Annotated in this window: 1 protein-coding gene; it reads left to right on the forward strand. The window is 76.4% G+C overall.

The window, feature by feature from the left end; genetic code table 11:
• The first annotated feature begins 23 nt into the window (after nucleotides 1-23).
• Nucleotides 24-18,779: a non-ribosomal peptide synthetase gene (locus tag IE294_RS18475; RefSeq protein ID WP_189887403.1), complete on the forward strand. Its 18,756-nt coding sequence runs from the start codon at nucleotides 24-26 to the stop codon at nucleotides 18,777-18,779.
• Nucleotides 18,780-18,791: the final 12 nt, after the last annotated feature.

The raw sequence follows: 18,791 nt of genomic DNA on the forward strand, positions 1-18,791 counted from the left end.
CCGCTCTCCAAAGGACTTCACCCATGACGGACCTGCACGACAAGCCCGCACCGGCGTCCTCCCTGCCGCCACAGGCCGGCCCCGCCGCCGGCGCGTCGCAGAGCGCGGCGGTACCGGCGCATCCGACGCTCGGCGAGCTGTTCACCGCGTGGGTGGCCCGCACCCCGGACGCGCCGGCGCTCACCGACGGCCGGCGGACCTGGAGCTACCGCGAACTCGCGGCCCGCGCCGACCGGTTGGCCGTACACCTGACCCGGCGAGGAGCCGGGCCCGACCAGATCGTCGCCCTGGTCCTGCCGCGCTCCATGGAGCTGATCGCGGCGGAACTGGCCGTCACCCGGGCAGGTGCCGCCTTCCTGCCCGTGGACCCGGCCTATCCCGCCGAGCGCCGTGCGCTGATGCTCGCCGACGCCGCGCCCGCCGTCACCCTCGACGATCCGCGCCGGGTCCGCGCGTTGCTGGAGACCGACGACAGTCCAGGACACGCGGCCGACGCGGACGCCCCCGTCGACGCCGAGCACGCCGCCTACGTCATCTACACCTCCGGTTCCACCGGTACCCCCAAGGGCGTGACCGTCACCCACCGCGGCATCGGCGGCTTCACCGCAGCCGCCGCCGAACGGTACGCGGTGGGCCCCGGCGACCGCGTGCTCCAGTTCTCCTCGCCGAGCTTCGACGCCTCCGTGCTGGAGCTGTGCGCCTCCGTCCTGTCCGGCGCCACCCTCGTCGTACCGCCGCATGGTCCCTGGCTCGGCGACGAACTCGCCGCGGTCCTCGACGAGCACCGCGTCACCCATGCCCTCATCCCGCCGGCCGCGCTGGCCACCCTGCCGGACCCCGCGCAGGGCACCGCCCGCCGGCTGCGCACGCTGATCGTCGGTGCCGAGGCATGCCCCGCCTCCCTGGTCGACCTCTGGGCACCCGGCCGCCGCATGATCAACTCGTATGGTCCGACCGAGGCCACCATCGTCGCCACCTGGACCGGACCGCTCACCGCCGGTCAGGGCACGCCGACGATCGGCGGCGCCCTGCCGCACACGCGGGTGTACGTCCTCGACGCCGCGCGGCGGCCCGTACCGGCCGGCGCGGACGGCGAGTTGTTCATCGGCGGCGACGCGGTGGCCCGCGGCTACCTGGGCCGGCCCGGACTGACCGCCGCCCGGTTCGTCGCCGACCCCTTCGGCCCGCCCGGCGCCCGTCTGTACCGCACCGGGGACCGGGCGCGCTGGACCGCCGACGGGGAACTGGAGTTCCTGGGCCGGCTGGACCGGCAGGTGAAGATCCGCGGCTTCCGCGTCGAACCGGGCGAGATCGAGGCGGCGTTGCGCCGCGCCGGCGCCGGGAGCGTCGGCGAGGCGGTGGTCGTGGTCCGGGAGGACGAGCCGGGCCGCCAACGCCTCGTCGGCTACGTCACCCCGGCCGGAGGAGGTTCCGGCGACCCCACCACCCCCACCCCCAGCCCCTCCGACCCCCCGCGCCCCCTCGACCCGGTGGCCCTCCGCTCGGCCGTAGCTGCCGTACTGCCCGCCCACATGGTGCCGTCCGCCGTCGTGGTGCTCGACCGGATGCCGCTCACCCCGCAGCACAAGATCGACCGGCGGGCCCTGCCCGCGCCGGAGCGGACCGTCCCGCAGGGGCAGGTCGCGCCGCGTTCGGCGGGCGAGCGGGCCCTCGCCCGGATCTGGGCCGAGGTGCTGGGCGTCGACGCGGTGGGTGTGACGGACGACTTCTTCGACCTGGGCGGTGAATCGATCCTCGCCGCCCGTGTGCTGGCCCGGATCCGGGCCGAGCTGGGTGTCCGGCTGACCGTCCGGGACGTGTTCACCGCGCGGACGGTCGCCGCCCTGGCCCCCCTGCTGGGCGATCCGTCGGCCGCCGCACCGCCGGAGCCGATACCGCCGGCGCCCCGCGACGGCGCCCTGCCGCTGTCCAGCGCGCAGCGGCGGCTCTGGTACCTCGACGACCTCACCGAGGGCGGCACCGAGTACAACACCGGAGTGTCCCTGCGGCTGCGCGGCCCCCTGGACCCGGCCGCGCTGCGCCGCTCCCTGCACCGCCTCGCCGCCCGCCACGCCTCCCTGCGCACCACGTTCACCACGGCCGACGGGCAGGGCGCCCAGCGGGTCGCGCCGGAGCCGGACCTGCCCCTGCGCACGGCCGACCTCACCGGCGTACCCGACGCGCGCCGCCCGGACGCGGCCCAGGCGCTGCTCACCGAGGAACTGGGCCGCCCCTTCGACCTGGCGGCCGGCCCGCTCACCCGGGCGCTGCTCGTCCGGCTCGGCGCCGAGGACCACCTGCTGCTCCTGGCCCAGCACCACATCGTCACCGACGGCTGGTCGGTGGGCATCCTCACCCGCGAACTCGCCGCCCTCTACCACGCGGAGACCACCGGCGAACCCGACGGTCTCGCCCGACCCGCCGTGCAGTACCCGGACTTCGCCGTGTGGGAGCGGCGGCAGCGGGCCACCGAGGCCGACGCGGCGGATCTGGCCTACTGGAGACGGCACCTGGCGGGCACGCAGCAGCTGGAGCTGCCCACGGACCGGCCGCGTCCCGCCGTGCGCACCACCGCCGGTGCGGCCCACCGGCACCCGCTCCCCGAGGAGTTGGTGACCCGGCTGCGGCAGCTCGCCGCAGGACGCGGCACCACGCTGTTCACACTCTTCGCGGGGGCCTGCGCGCTGCTGTTCTCCCGCTACTCGGGGCAGCGGGACGTCGCGTTCGGGACCGTCACCACCGGGCGCGGCCGACGCGACCTGGAGGACGTGCCGGGCTTCTTCGCCAACACGGTGGTGCTGCGGGGCGAGGTCGACGAACGGGCCACCGTGGACCGGTTCGTGGAGAGCGTGCGGACGACCGTACTGGACGCCTTCGCCCACGACGGGGTGCCGTTCGACCGGGTGGTCGAGGAGCTGGCCCCGCCCCGCGACCCGAGCCGCACCCCGCTGGTGCAGGCCCTCGTCGTGCAGCAGAGCGCCCTGTCGGTGCCGCCCCGGTCCGGCGGGCTGCGGCTCACCGAGCACCCGCTGCCCCGCCCCGCCGCCCGCTTCGACCTGGTCCTGGAGTTCTCACCGGACCAGGACGGCGGCTGCGTACTGACCGCCGAGTTCAACACGGACCTGTTCGACGCCGCCACCGTGGCCCGGCTGACCACCCATCTGCACCGCCTGCTGGAAGGCATGGCGGACGGACCGGGCCGCACGCTCGCCGAGCTGCCCATGCTCTCGGCCGGGGAACAGCGCACCCTGGTCGACAGCTGGAACCCGCCCGCCCGCCGCTCCCGGGACACCCGCCACGGCACGCTGCCCGACCTGTTCCGCGCCCAGGCGGCCCGGACCCCCGGCCGTACCGCCGTGATCTGCGGCCCGGACCGGCTGGACTACGCCGAGGTCGCCCGGCGCGCCAACCGGCTGGCCCGGCAGCTCCTCGCGCGCGGCGCGGGCCCGGAGACCCTGGTCGCGCTGTGCCTGCCGCGCACCGCCGACCTCGTGCCCGTGCTGTGGGCGGTGCTCGCCTCGGGCGCGGGCTACCTCCCCGTCGACCCCGGGTATCCGGCCGAGCGCGTCCGCCTCATGCTCGACGACGCCCGGCCCGCCCTCGTCCTCGCCACCCGCGAGACCGCCGCCGCCCTGCCCGCCGACCGCGCTCCCCTGCTCCTGGAGGACTGCGCCGACCCGGCCGTGCCGGACACGGACGTCACCGACGCCGACCGGCCCCGGCCACTGCTGCCGGACCATCCCGCGTACGTCATCTACACCTCCGGTTCCACCGGGCGCCCCAAGGGGGTCGTGGTCACCCACCGCACGGTCGCCGCGCTGGCCGCCTGGACGAAGGAGCGGTTCGGTGCCGCCGGCCTGGACCATGTGATCGCCTCCACCTCCCTCAACTTCGACGTCTCCGTCTTCGAACTGCTGTGCCCGCTGACGGCCGGCGGCACCGTCGAGGTGGTCCCCGACCTGCCGGCCCTGGCCGACGGCACCGGCCCCCGGCGCGCCGGGCTGCTCAGCGGAGTGCCGTCCGTCGTCTCCCGCCTGATCGCGGGCGGCACGGCACCCGTCACCGCCGGCACCGTCGTCCTGGCCGGTGAGGCCCTGCCCGAGCAGACGCTGCGAGACCTGCGCGCCGCCCTTCCCGGGTGCCGTGTCGCCAACGTCTACGGGCCCACCGAGGCCACCGTGTACGCCACCGCCTGGTTCGCCGGCGAGCGGCTGCCCGAGCAGGCCCCGCCCATCGGCGGACCCGTGGCGCTCACCCGGGCCTACGTCCTCGACGGCTCCCTGCGGCCCCAACCGGTCGGTGTCACCGGCGAGCTGTACCTCGGAGGCGGCGGCCTGGCCCGCGGCTACCTGCACCGGCCCGGACTGACCGCCGCCCGGTTCGTCGCCGACCCCTTCGGCGCGCCGGGGGAGCGCATGTACCGCACCGGCGACCTGGTGCGCCGCCGTGCCGACGGCGCCCTGGAGTACGTCGGCCGGATCGACCAGCAGGTCAAGGTGCGCGGCTTCCGGATCGAACTGGGCGAGGTGGAGGAGGCGCTGCGCCGCTGCGCGGGCGTCGCCGAGGCGGCGGCCACCGTCACCACCGACGCCGACGGCCACCGGCGGCTGGCCGGATACGTCGTCCCGGCCGCCGGACAGCGGGTCGAACCCGAGGCCGTACGCCGGGAACTCGGCCGTACCCTGCCCGCCTCCATGGTGCCGTCGGCCGTCGTCGTGCTCGACGCCCTGCCGCTCAACCCGAACGGCAAACTCGACCGTGCCCGGCTACCCGACCCGGGCCCCGCCGTGCGCGCGGTGCGGCACGTCGCCCCCCGCACGCCCACCGAGCGCGCGCTCGCCGCGATCTGGGCCGGCGTGCTGCGCGTGGAACGCGTCGGCGTCGACGACAACTTCTTCGAACTCGGCGGCGACTCGATCCTCAGCATCCAGGTGGTGGCCCGCGCCCGGCAGGAGGGGTTGTCGCTGACCTCCCGGGACGTCTACCGGCACCAGACGGTCGCCGCCCTCGCCCGCTGCGCCGACGCCGCCCGGGGCCCCCGCGAGGCCGCCCCCGCCCCGGAGGCGGCCGCCGGCCCGGCCCCCCTGACACCCATCCAGCACTGGCTGTTCAACGCCGCCGCCGAGCGCGCCGGCCACTACGCCCAGGCACTCTCCGTCCGCGTGCCGGACGACCTGGACCCGGCCGCGCTGGAAGAGGCGCTGAACGACCTGGTCGCCCACCACGACGCCCTGCGCTCCCGCTTCGTCACCGACGACAGCGCCCCGGGCGTCCGCTGGCACATCGACGAGCGGGCGCCCCGCCTCCGCCTGGCCCACCACACCGGCCCCGACACGGACACCCCCCACTTCGGCCCCTTCGACCTCGCCCGGGGCCCGCTGCTGCGGGCCGTACTGCACGCCGACGGAACCGGCCGCCCCCGCGTCCTGCACCTCGCCGTCCACCACCTGGTGGTCGACGGGGTGTCCTGGCGGCTGCTGCTGGAGGACCTGGACCGCGCCTACCGGGCCCGCCGGTCCGGCCTCGACGGCGCGGCGGCGCTGCCCGCGAAGTCCTCGGCCCTGCGGGAGTGGGCCCGCCGGCTCGCCGTACACGCGGCGGACGGCGGCTTCGACGACGAACGGGAGTACTGGACCCGGGCCGTTCCGGCCACCGACCCCGTGGTGCCGGCGACAGACCCCGACGGGGACGCCGCACAGCGCGCGCACACCTACGCCGCACAGCGCGCCGTCACCGTGCGCCTGAGCCCGCAGGACACCTCCGCCCTGCTGCGCACCCTGCCCGACACCTACCGCACCCAGGCCAACGACGTCCTGCTCAGCGCCCTCGGCCGGGCGCTGTGCGCCTGGAGCGGCCGGGACCGGGTGGTGGTCGACGTCGAGGGGCACGGCCGCGAGGAGCTCTTCCCCGAGCTGGACATCAGCCGCACGGTCGGCTGGTTCACCACCCGGTACCCCGTCGCGCTAGCCGTCCCCGAGGACGCCGGCTGGGACACCGTGCTCAAGCGGGTCAAGGAGCAGCTTCGCGCCGTACCCCGGCACGGCCTGGGCCATGACGCGCTGCGCCACCTGGCGGACCCCGGAGCGACGCCGGACACCCCCGAGGCGCAGGTCAGCTTCAACTACCTGGGCCGGATGGGACTGCCGGAGAACCCCGACGGCCTCTACCAGGGCACCGTCCGGCCGCTGGAGCTGGACGCCGACCCGGCGGCCGAGCGCCCCCACGCCCTGGAGGTCGTCGGTCGACTCGACGGCGACAGCTTGGAGTTCACCTGGTTCTACTCCGACCGGCTGCACCGCGAGGACACGGTCGCCGACCTGGCGGGCCGCTTCGCCGACGCGCTCGCCGACCTGGCCCGGCACGCCGCCCGGCCGGGAGCCGCCGGGCGCACCCCGTCCGACTTCCCGCTGGCCCGGCTCGACCAGGCCACGGTGGACCGGATCACCGGCCCGGACCCGGCCGCGGTCACGGACGTGTACCCGCTCACGCCCACCCAGGCGGGCATGCTCTTCCACGGCCTGTCCCAGGACGACCGCGGCGTCTATTTCCAGCAGCTGACCTTCGTCCTGGACGGCGTGCCCGACCCGCGGGCCCTCGCCGCCGCCTGGCAGCACGTCACCGACCGCACCGAGGTGCTGCGCGCCGGGGTCGTCTGGCAGGACGTGCCCGAGCCGTTGCTGGTGGTGCGGCGCCACGCGGCCGTACCGGTCACCCACCTGGACTGGCGCGACCTGACCGACGGCGAGCGCCGCGCCCGGCTGGACGACGTACTGGCCCGCGACCGCGCGGACGGCATCGACCTCGGCCGCGCCCCGCTCCAGCGGCTGCTCCTCGCCCGCCTCTCCGGCACCGAGGTGCGCGTGGTGTGGTCCTTCCACCATCTGCTCCTGGACGGCTGGAGCCTGTTCCAGGTGCTCTCGGACGTCTTCGCCCACCACGCCGGCGGCGACCCCGGCAGCCTCCCGGACCGCCCGCCCCACCGCGACTACGTCGGCTGGCTGCGCCGGCGCGACCCGGACGCCGCCGAACAGCACTGGCGGCGCCGCCTGTCCGGGCTGACCGAGCCGACCCCGCTGCCGTACGACCGTGAGCCGCGCGAGGCCCACCGCGCCGAGTCCACGCACGCCGTCCGGGCGACGCTGCCCCCGGCCGCCGGCCGGGCGCTGGAGGAACTGGCCCGGACCTCCGGCCTGACCCTGAACACCCTGGTGCAGGGCGCCTGGGCGCTGCTGCTGGCCCGGCAGGCGGGCCGGGACGAGGTGGTGTTCGGCACCACCGTGTCCGGACGGCCGCCCGAGCTGCCCGGCGCCGAGGCCATGACCGGCCTGTTCATCGCCACCCTGCCCACCCGCGTCACCGTCCCGGACCACGGCACCCTGCTCGACTGGCTGCGCGCGCTCCAGCACGACCAGAGCGAGGACCGGCGCTTCGACCACCTGCCGCTCACCCGGATGCGGGCGTTCACCGGACTCCCCGAGCGGGTCGGCCTGTTCGACAGCATCGTCGTCTTCGAGAACTACCCGGTGGACGACGGCCTCGCCGCCGCCCACGGACTGCGCCTGAGCGGTCTGGAGGGCATCGAGACCACCAACTACCCGCTGAGCCTCACCGCCTACCCGGGCGCCGGGCTGACCCTGCGCCTCGGCTACGACCCCGAGCTGTTCGACGCGGGAACCGCCGAGCGGATGGCCGAGTACCTGACCGTCCTGCTCGCCGGGATGCCCGCCCACGCCGCGCGCCCGCCCGCCCGGCTGCCGCTGCTCACCCCCGAGCGCCGCGAACAGGTGCTGCGCGCCTGGAACGACACCGCCACCGAGCTGCCCGACACCACCGTCGCGGACCTCTTCGCCGCGCAGGTGCGCCGTACGCCCGACGCGGTCGCCCTGGAGGCCGGTGCCGAGCGCGTGACGTACCGCGAACTCGACGTGTGGGCGGAGCGGTTGGCGGCGCGGCTGGCCGGGCTCGGGGTACGGCCGGAACGCCCGGTCGGGGTGCTCATGGACCGTTGCGTGGAGCTGATCGTCGCGCAGCTGGCGCTCGTCCGCACCGGCGGGGTCCACGTGCCGCTGGACGGCCGGGCACCCGTCGGGCGGCTGCGCCGGACGCTCACCGAGGCCGGGGCCGGCCTGCTGCTCACCGACGCCGGGTGGGAGCAGACGGCCCGGGAGGTGCTGCCCGGCGACGGCGTCGTGCGCGTGGACGACGCCGCCGGCGGGGACGCTCCCGCGGGTCCGGCCCGTTCCGGCACGGACGGTTTCACGGCCCCTGGCCGATCCGGCCCCGACGGCCCCGCGACCCCCGCCCCCGCCGTCCACCCCGACAACGTCCAGTACCTGATGTTCACTTCGGGCTCCACCGGTACCCCCAAGGGCGTCGCGGTGCGTCAGCGGGACGTCGTCGCGCTCGCCCTGGACCGGGCGTTCGCCGGGCACGACCGGGTCCTCGTGCACTCCCCGCACGCCTTCGACGCCGCGACCTACGAGGTGTGGGTGCCGCTGCTGCGCGGTGGTACGGCCGTGCTCGCCCCGCCCGCAGACCTGGACACCGCCCTGGTCCGCCGAGCCGTCACGGAGCAGGGCGTCACCTGCCTGTGGCTGACGGCGGGGCTGTTCCGGCTGCTGGCCCAGGAGGACCCCGGCTGCCTGCGCGGCGCCCGTGAGGTCTGGACGGGCGGCGAGGCCGTGCCGGGCGCGGTCGTGCGCCGGGTGCTGGACGCCTGCCCCGGACTGACCGTCGTGGACGGCTACGGCCCCACCGAGACCACCACCTTCGCCACCCGCCGCGTCTTCCGCTCCGGCGACCCGCTGCCCGCCGTCCTGCCCATCGGACGCCCGCTGGACAACACCCGCGTGTACGTCCTGGACGCCGCTCTCCAGCCCCAACCACCGGGCGTACCCGGTGAGTTGTACGTCGCGGGCGCCGGCCTGGCGCGGGGCTACGCGGGCCGGCCCGGGGCGACCGCCGCCCGCTATGTCGCCGACCCCTTCGGCCCGCCCGGCACGCGGATGTACCGCACCGGCGACATCGTGCGCTGGAGCACCGACGGCGAGCTGCACTTCGTCGGCCGCGCGGACGACCAGATCAAGATCCGCGGCTTCCGTGTCGAACCCGCCGAGATCGAGGCCCGGCTCACCACCCACCCCGGCGTCGCCGAGGCCGTCGTCTCCCTGTACGAGGACGCCGGGCGCAAGCGGCTGGCCGCCCACCTCGTGCCGGCCGAGGGCGCCGAGGTGCCGTCCGCCGCCGAGCTGCGCGCCCACCTCGCGGGCGGGCTGCCCGACTACATGCTGCCCGCCGCGTTCGTCACCGTCGCGGAGCTGCCGCTGACGGCGAACGGCAAGGTGGACCGGCGGCGGCTGCCCGCCCCCGACTGGTCGGCGGGCGGCGAGCGGGCCCACCGCGCCCCGCGCACCGAGACCGAGCGCGTCCTCGCCGCGATCTGGGCCGAGCTGCTCGGCCTGGAACAGGTCGGCGTCGACGACAACTTCTTCATGCTGGGCGGCGACTCCATCCTCAGCATCCAGGTGGTCTCCCGGGCCCGCGCCGCGGGGCTCACGCTCACCCCGCGCGATCTCTTCCGGCACCCCACGGTGGCCGAACTGGCCGCCGCGGGCTGCGGTGCCGGGCCCGCCGTCGCCGGCACCGGACCGGTCGCCGGACCGGTGGACCTCACCCCGATCCAGCACTGGTTCCTGGACCCGCGCCCCGCCCACCCCGGCTTCTTCAACCAGTCCGTCGTCATCGAGACGGCCGGCCCGGTGGACGAGGACGCCCTGCGCCGCGCCCTGACCGCCCTGTGGACCCACCACGACGCCCTGCGCGCCCGGTTCGTCCCCGACGGCGGCACCGGGCCCGCCCGCGACGGTGACGCCTGGCGCCAGGACGTCGCCGCCGACGGCCCGGTCCCCGACCTGCTCCAGGTCCACGACGCCCGCGCCGAGGAGTTCGTCACGGCCGCGGCCCACGCCGGACTCCGCCTGGACACCGGCCCGTTGTTCACCGCCCGCCTCTTCACCGCCGACGGCCCCCGGCCCGCCCGGCTGCTGCTGATCGCCCACCACCTGGTGGTCGACGGAGTCTCCTGGCGGATCCTGCTGGAGGACCTGGAGACCGCCTACCGGCAGGCCGTGTCCGGACAGCCCGTACGGCTGCCCGCCCGCACCACCTCCGTGCGGGAGTGGGCCCGCCGGCTGCGCGACCACGCCGACATGTTCGCCGCCGGCCGCGCCCACTGGGCGAAGGCCGCCCGGACCTGCGCCGACCCCCTGCCCGTGGACGGCGACGGGGGCACCACCACGGCCGACACCCGGGAGGTGACCGTACGGCTGGACCGCGACAGCACCGACGGCCTCCTGCGCCGCGTCCCCGGCGTCTACCGCACCCGCGTCGACGACGTCCTGCTCACCGCGCTGGGCCGGGTCCTCGCCGACTGGACCGGACGCGACACCGTCGCCGTCGGCCTGGAGGGGCACGGCCGCGAGGACCAGCTCTTCGAGGACGTCGACCTGTCCCGCACGGTCGGCTGGTTCACCTCGCTCCACCCGGTCGCCCTCACCGTCCCCGCCGGGGACTGGGGCACCGCCCTGAAGTCGGTGAAGGAGCAGCTGCGGGCCGTACCCGACCGGGGACTCGGCTACGGCGTCCTGCGCCACCTGGCCCGCGACGCATCGCTCACCGGCGCGCCCGCGCCCGGCGTCAGCTTCAACTACCTGGGCCGCTTCGACTGGTCCGCCGAGGGCGGCACCCTGATCGGGGCCGTGCCCGGCGGCCTCGGCGGCGCGGAGGCGCCCGGCACCGAGCGCCCGCACCTGCTGGACGTCGTGGCCCGGGTGGAGGAAGACAGGCTGGAGATCACCTGGTACTACAGCGCCGGACGGCACCGCGAGGAGACCGTCACCGCGCTCGCCGAGGGCATGCTGCGGGCCCTCACCGGCATCGTCGCCCACTGCGCCCGCCCGGACGCGGGCGGCCGTACCCCGTCGGACTTCCCGCTGGCCCGCCTCGACCAGGCCGCCGTGGACCGGATCGCCGGGGACGGCCGGGACGTCGCCGACATCTACCCGCTGACGCCGATGCAGGCGGGCATGCTCTTCCACAGCCTGCTGGACCCCGCCGGCCGCACCTACGTCAACCAGGTGCAGCTGGTGCTGTCCGGCGTCACCGACCCGTACGCGCTCGCCGAGGCGTGGCAGCACACCGCCGACGCCAACCCGGTGCTGCGCACCCGCCTGGTGTGGCAGGAGACCCCGGAACCGCTCCAGGTCGTCCGGCACCGGGCCACCGTGCCCGTCACCCACCTCGACTGGTCCGGACGGTCCGCCGACCGCGAGGCGCGCGAGCTGGACCGGCTGCTCGCCGAGGACCGGCGGGCCGGCATCGACCTGGGCACCGCCCCCCTGATGCGGCTGACGCTGATCCGGCTGGCACCGGACCGGGTCCGCCTGCTGTGGACGTTCCACCACGTCCTGCTCGACGGCTGGAGCGCGGCCCAGGTCTTCGACGAGGTGTGCGAGCGGTACGCGGCCCTCACCTCCGGACGCCGCCCGCGGGTGCCCGAGCGCCGGCCCTTCGCCGACCACCTGCGCCGGCTGGCCGGACGGGACACCGACCGGGCCGAACGGTACTGGCGCGAGGCCCTCGCCGGATTCCAGGCCCCCACCGAACTGCCCCGCGACCGGCGGCCCGCCGAGGCACACCGCGCCTCCTCCTCCGGGTCGGTGCGGACGACCCTCGCCCCGGACGTGTCGGCGCGCCTGCGGGACACCGCCCAGCGGGCCGGGCTGACCCTCAACACGGTCCTCCAGGGCGCCTGGGCGCTGCTGCTGTCCCGCTACGGCGGCGGCGAGGACGTGGTGTTCGGTACGACCGTCTCCGGGCGGCCCGCCGACCTGCCGGGCGTCACCACGATGGTCGGCCTGTTCATCAACACCCTGCCCACCCGGGCCCGCGTCGACGGGCGGCGCCCGCTGCTGGACTGGCTGCGCGACCTCCAGGCCGCCCAGTCCGAGGCCAGGCGCCACGACTTCGTCTCGCTGGCCCAGGTGCAGTCGTGGAGCGAAGTTCCCGGCGGCACCAACCTGTTCGACTCCATCGTCGTCTTCGAGAACTACCCCTTCGACGAGGGCGCCCTGGCCCGGCACGGCCTGACCATGGAGCAGGAGCGGGACCTGGAGCCGACCAACTACCCGCTCAGCGTGGTCGTCGCGCCCGGGGACACCCTGGCCGTGCACCTGGACTACGACCCGGCCGCGTTCGACGCCGCGACGGTGGAAGGGCTCGGCGAGAGCCTGCGCACCCTGCTGACCGGCATGGCCACCGACCCCGACCGCCGCCTGGCCGACCTGCCGCTGCTGGACCCGGTCGCGGGGCGGGCGCTGGTCGACCGGTGCGGCGGACGGGTCGCCGAGGCACCGCGCGACACGCTGCCCGAGGCGTTCCGGCGCCAGGCCCAGCGCACCCCGGACGCCCCGGCCGTCCGTCACGGCGACACCTGCCTCACCTATCGCGAACTCGACGCGCGCTCCAACCGGTTGGCGCGGCTCCTCATCGCCGCCGGTGCCGGACCCGAGCGCTTCGTCGCCCTGTGCCTGCCCCGCACCGCCGACCTGGTCGTGGCACTCCTCGCCGTGCTGAAGAGCGGCGCGGCCTATCTCCCGGTCGACCCCCAGTACCCGGCCGAGCGCGTCGCGTTCCTCTTCGAGGACGTACGCCCCGACGCCGTGATCACGGCCACGGAGACCGCCGGACGGCTGCCCGAGGGACGGTTCACCCGGATCCTGCTGGACGCGGGCCCGGACGCCGGCGTGCCGGACACGCCGGTCGCTGACGGCGAACGGCGCGGCCCGCTGCTGCCCGGACACCCCGCCTACGTCATCCACACGTCCGGCTCGACCGGCCGCCCCAAGGGCGTGCTCGTCAGCCACGGGTCCGTGCTGGCCCTGACCGACTGGGCGGCGGCCGAGTTCACCGGCCGGGGCCTGGCGCACGTGGTGGCCTCGACCTCGCTCAACTTCGACGTGTCGGTGTTCGAGATCTTCTCGCCCCTGCTGTCCGGGGGCTGCGTGGAGGTCGTCCGCGACCTGCTGGCCCTCGCCGAGCGTCCCGGACCCTGGCGGGCCGGACTGCTCAGCGCGGTGCCGTCGGCCCTGGACCGGCTGCTCGCGGAGGACGCGGTGCGCATCACCGCGGACACCGTCGTCCTGGCGGGGGAGGGGCTGCCGGCCCGGACCGTGCGCCGGGTCCGCGACGCCGTCCCCGGCAGCCAGGTGCGCAACATCTACGGACCCACCGAGGCCACCGTCTACGCCACCGCCTTCACCTGCGACCCGGCCGACCCCGACCGCGACCCGCCGATCGGCCGGCCGCTCGGCGGCGCCCGCGCATACGTCCTGGACGAGCGGATGCGCCCGGTGCCCGTCGGGGCGCCCGGCGAACTGTTCCTGGCCGGAACCGGCGTCGCCCGCGGATATCTGCGCCGGCCGGGCCTGACCGCGAGCCGCTTCCTGCCCGACCCGTTCGGGCCGCCCGGCGGCCGTATGTACCGCACCGGCGACCTGGTCCGCTGGACGGCCGACGGCGACCTCGTCTACCTCGGCCGCGGCGACGACCAGGTCAAGGTGCGCGGCTTCCGCATCGAACTCGGCGAGGTGGAGGCGGCGCTGGCCCGCCACCCGGCCGTGGCGGCGGCAGCGGCCCGGGTGGTCGAGGACGCGGGCCACCGCCGCCTGGTCGGCTACGCGGTGCCCCGCGGGGCGGCCCTGCCGGACCCCGCCGAGCTGCGCGCCTTCCTCGCCCACAGCCTCCCCGACCACCTGGTGCCCGCCCTCGTCGTCCCGTTGGAGCGGCTGCCGCTCGGGGCCACCGGGAAGCTCGACCGGCGGGCGTTGCCCGCGCCGCGGTGGGCCGCCACGGCCACCGGTGAAGCGGGCCGGCCCCCGCGTACCGAGGCCGAGCGCGTCCTCGCGGGCATCTGGTCGCAGGTGCTCGGCGTGCCCGAAGTCGGCGCCGACGACAACTACTTCACGCTCGGCGGCGATTCCGTCCTCGGTATCCAGATCGTCTCGGCCGCCCGCCGGGCCGGACTGGACCTGACCCCCCGGCACCTGTTCAGCCACCAGACCCTCGCCGAACTGGCCGCCGTCGCCGAGCGGTCGCCGCACGGCGAGGGACCCGGTGCCGCGACCGCCGTCGCCGAGCAGGGCCCGGTGACCGGCGACGCCCCGCTCACCCCCGTACAGCACTGGCTCCTCGACACCCTCACCGGCGACCCCGCCCACTTCGGCCAGACGGTCGCCTACGAGCTGGCCACGGACCCGGACGAGGATCTGCTGCGGGCCGCCCTGGCCGCCGTACTGGCCCACCACGACGCGCTGCGGCTGCGCTTCGAGCCGGGCGGGGATGGCCGGTGGCGGCAGCACGGCAGCGCGCCGGGGGATCAGGCCCCGCACCTGGAGGTGCACCGGGGGACCCCGCCGCACGAGGTGGCCGACGTGCTCGGCGCCGGGTTCGACCTGGCCGGCGGGCCGCTGCTGCGGGCCGCGCTGTGCCGGCCGGACGGCGGCGGCCGGCCGGTGCTGCTGCTGGCCGCCCACCACCTGGTCGTGGACGCCGTGTCCTGGCGGCTGATCCTGGAGGACCTGGACCTCGCCCACCGCGCCCTGCGGGACGGCGAGCGGCCCGCGCTCGGAGCCAAGAGCACCTCGTTCCGGGACTGGTCCCGCCGGCTCGCCGCGCACACCGAGGCGGGCGGCTTCGACGCCGAACTCGCCCACTGGCAGGGCCTGGACACCTCCGCCGTGCTGCCCGCCGACCACCCCGGCGGCGCGAACACCGTCGCCGACGAGGAGAGCGTGACCGCCGGACTGGACGCCGAGGAGACACGCCGGCTGCTCCAGGACGTGCCGGACGTGTACCGCACTCGCGTCAACGACGTCCTGCTGTGCGCGCTGGGCCGGGTCCTGGCCCGCTGGACCGGCCGGGACCGGGTGGCGGTGACCCTGGAGGGCCACGGCCGCGAGGAACTGTTCGAGGACGTCGACCTCGCGCGCACCGTCGGCTGGTTCACCGCGATGTACCCGGTCGCCCTGGACGTGCCCCGGGACGCCGGCACCGGCACCGCGCTGAAGACCGTCAAGGAGAACCTGCGGGCCGTACCGCACGGCGGACTCGGCTACGGCGCCCTGCGCTTCCTCCACCCCACGGCCGGCCCCGGGCTGCCCGCCCTGCCGCCGGTCTGCTTCAACTACCTGGGCCGGCAGGACGGCACGCCCGCCCCCGGCGGTCTGCTGCACGCGCCCCACGGCGGCCTCACCGGCGGCATGGACCGCTCGGCGGAGCGGCCGTACCTCCTCGACGTCCTCGGCCGGGTCGCCGACGACAGGCTGGAGTTCACCTGGTCGTACTCCCGCGAGGTGCACCGCCGGGAGACCGTCGCCCGGCTGGCGGCCGAACTGGCCGACGAACTCCGCGCGATCGTCCGCCACTGCGCCGAAGGCGGGGCCGGCGGCCGTACCCCCTCCGACTTCCCGCTCGCACCGCTGGACCAGGCGGCGGTCGACCGGCTCGTCGGCAGCGGAGCGGACGTCACGGACGTGTATCCGCTCACGCCCACCCAGGCCGGGATGGTGATGCACGGCCTCGACGACGCCGAACACGGCCTGTACGTCGAGCAGATCACCTTCGTGGCGGACGGCGCCCGCGACCCGGGCACCCTGGCCGCGGCCTGGCGGCACGTCGTCGACCGCACCCCCGTACTGCGCACGTCCGTCGCCCTGCACGGCGTCCCCGTACCGCTCCAGGTCGTCCACCGCGGCGCGCACCTGCCGGTCACCGAACTCGACTGGAGCGGGGTGCCGGCGGACCGGCGGGACGCGGAGCTGGAGCGCCTGCTCGCCGACGAGCGGGCCCGGGGCGTCGCCCTGGACCGGGCCCCGCTGCTGCGGCTCGCCCTGGTCCGGCTCGGCCCCGACGCGGTGCGCGTGGTGTGGACCTTCCACCACGTCCTGCTGGACGGCTGGAGCGTCTTCCACGTCCTGTCCGACGTCATGAACGCGCACGCCGCCCTCACCCGGGGCGAGCCGCCCCGGCTGCCCGAGCGCAGGCCGTTCGCGGACTACGCCGGCTGGCTGGCCGCCCGCGACACCGCAGCGGCGGAGGACCACTGGCGCGCCGTCCTGGCCGGCTTCGGCACGCCGACCCCGCTGCCCTGCGACCGCAGGCCCGCGCCGGGCACCACGGCCCGCTCCGGTACCTGGCTGTCGCGGCGGCTCGACGGCGAACGGACGCGGCTGCTCCAGGAGTTCGCCCGCCGGCACCGGCTCACCCTCAACACCGTGGTGCAGGGCGCCTGGGCGCTGCTGCTGGCCCGGTGGAGCGGGGAACGGGAGGTGTGCTTCGGCACGACCGTCTCCGGACGGCCCGCCGATCTGCCGGGCGCCGACGGCATCACCGGCCTGTTCATCACCACGCTGCCCGCCCGGACGGCCGTCGACGGCGCCGCCGCCTGCGCCGGCTGGCTGCGCGCGGTGCAGGAGGCACGGGCCGAGGACCGCCGCCACGACCACCTGCCCCTGAACGCGCTGCACTCCTTCAGCGAACTGCCGCCCGGGACCGCGCTCTTCGACAGCCTGGTGGTCTTCGAGAACTACCCGGTCGGCGACGCGACCGCCGGCGCCCACGGGCTCGCCCTGCGGGACCTGGACGCCCGGGAGGCCACCAACTACCCGCTCACCGTGGTCGTCTCGCCCGGCGACCGGCTGGCCGTCGAACTCGGCTACGACTCCCGGTACTTCGACACCGCGACCGCCGAGTCCCTGGCCGGACAGCTGCTGCACACCCTGCGCGCCCTGGCCGCCTCGGACGGCGCCGCCCGCCTGGACGACATCGACGTACTGCCGCCCGAGCAGCGCGACCGGCTGCTGCGCGGCCCGGCCCGCCCGGCGCTCGCCCCGGTGCCCGCCGCCACCCTGCCCGCGCTCGTGGAAGCCGCCGTCGACCGGTGGCCCACCGCGCCCGCGCTCGACGCGCCGGGCACGCTCCTGACGTTCGCGGAGGCCGAGACGCGGGCCAACCGGCTCGCCCACCGGCTCATCGCCCGGGGCGCCGGCCCCGGCGACCTCGTCGCGCTGCTGCTGCCCCGCTCGGCGGACATGGTGCTGGCACAGCTCGCGGTGGCCAAGGCGGGCGCCGCGTTCCTGCCCGTCGACCCCGCCTATCCCGAGGAGCGGATCGCCCTGATGCTGCGCGACGCGGCACCCGCCCTCACCCTCGACGCCAAGGAGGTCGCGGACCTGCTCGCCGCCCCGCCGGACGACGTGCCCGGACACCGGCCCGGCGACGCCGACCGGACCCGCCCGCTCGACCTGGACGACCCGGCCTACGTCATCTACACCTCCGGTTCCACCGGCACCCCCAAGGGCGTCGTCGTCCCCCACCGCGGGCTCGCCGCGTTCTCCGCCGCCGAGGCCGCCCACTACCAGGTCACAGCGGGGGACCGGGTCCTGGCCTTCGCCACGCCCAGCTTCGACGCCTCCGTGCTGGAGCTGTGCATGTCCCTGCCGCACGGCGCCCGGCTCGTCGTACCCCCGCCCGGACCGCTGCTCGGCGCCCAGCTGGCCGACGTCCTGCGGGCCGGGCGCGTCACGCACACCCTGCTGCCGCCGGCCGCGCTCGCCACCCTGCCCGCCGAGACGCCCGGCACCCTGCCCGACCTGAAGACGCTGATCGTCGGCGCCGACGCGTGCGGGGCCGAACTCGTCGCCCGCTGGGCCCCCCACCACCGCATGGTCAACTCCTACGGCCCCACCGAGGCCACCGTCGTCGCCACCTGGTCCGCGCCGCTGGAAGCGGACGGAGCGGCACCGCCCATCGGCCGCCCGCTGCCCGCCACCCGCGCCCACGTCCTCGACGCCCGGCTGCGGCCCGTCCCCGACGGCGTCACCGGTGAACTCTGGCTGTCCGGCCCGGGGCTGGCCCGCGGCTACCTCGGCCGCCCCGGGCTGACCGCCGACCGGTTCCGCGCCGACCCGTTCGGGCCGCCCGGCACCCGTATGTACCGCACCGGCGACCTCGTGCGCCGCGACAGCGCGGGCGAACTGCACTACCTGGGCCGCACCGACCACCAAGTGAAGCTGCGCGGCCACCGCATCGAGGCGGGCGAGGTCGAGGCGACCCTGGTGCGCCATCCGGGCGTACTGGACGCCGTGGTGACCGTACGCGAGGACGAACCGGGCCTGCCCCGGCTGGTCGCCCACCTGCTCACGGCCCCGGGCGCCGAACCGCCCACCGCCACCGCGCTGCGTGAGCTGGCCGCCCGCTCCCTGCCCGCCCCCATGGTCCCCTCGGCGTTCGTGGTGCTGGACCGCTTCCCGCTCACCGAGAACGGCAAGACCGACCGGGCCGCCCTGCCCGCCCCGGCACCGGCCGAGGAGCGGGCACGGTCCGAGTACGCCGCACCCCGCACCCCCACCGAGGAGGCGCTCGCGGCCCTCTGGGAGGAGACCCTGGGGACGACCGTGGGCGCCGAGGACGACTGGTTCCTGCTCGGCGGCGACTCCCTGCGCGCCCTGCTCGTCGCCTCCCGCGCCAACGACACGTTCGGCGTCACGCTCACGCCCCGCGACGTCCTGGTCTCCCGCACCGTCGCCGCCCTGGCGGACCTCGTGGAGGAACAGGTGCTGAGTGAGCTGGAGGGCGCCGCGTACGGCGACGACCCCGCGAACCGCTCCTACGAAGCCGACGCCGAAGACGCCGCTGCCGGCGGCCACGACCACGAACGGTGAGGATCCGACGAC

The sequence above is a fragment of the Streptomyces canarius genome (assembly GCF_014650735.1).
Lineage (GTDB): Bacteria > Actinomycetota > Actinomycetes > Streptomycetales > Streptomycetaceae > Streptomyces > Streptomyces olivaceoviridis.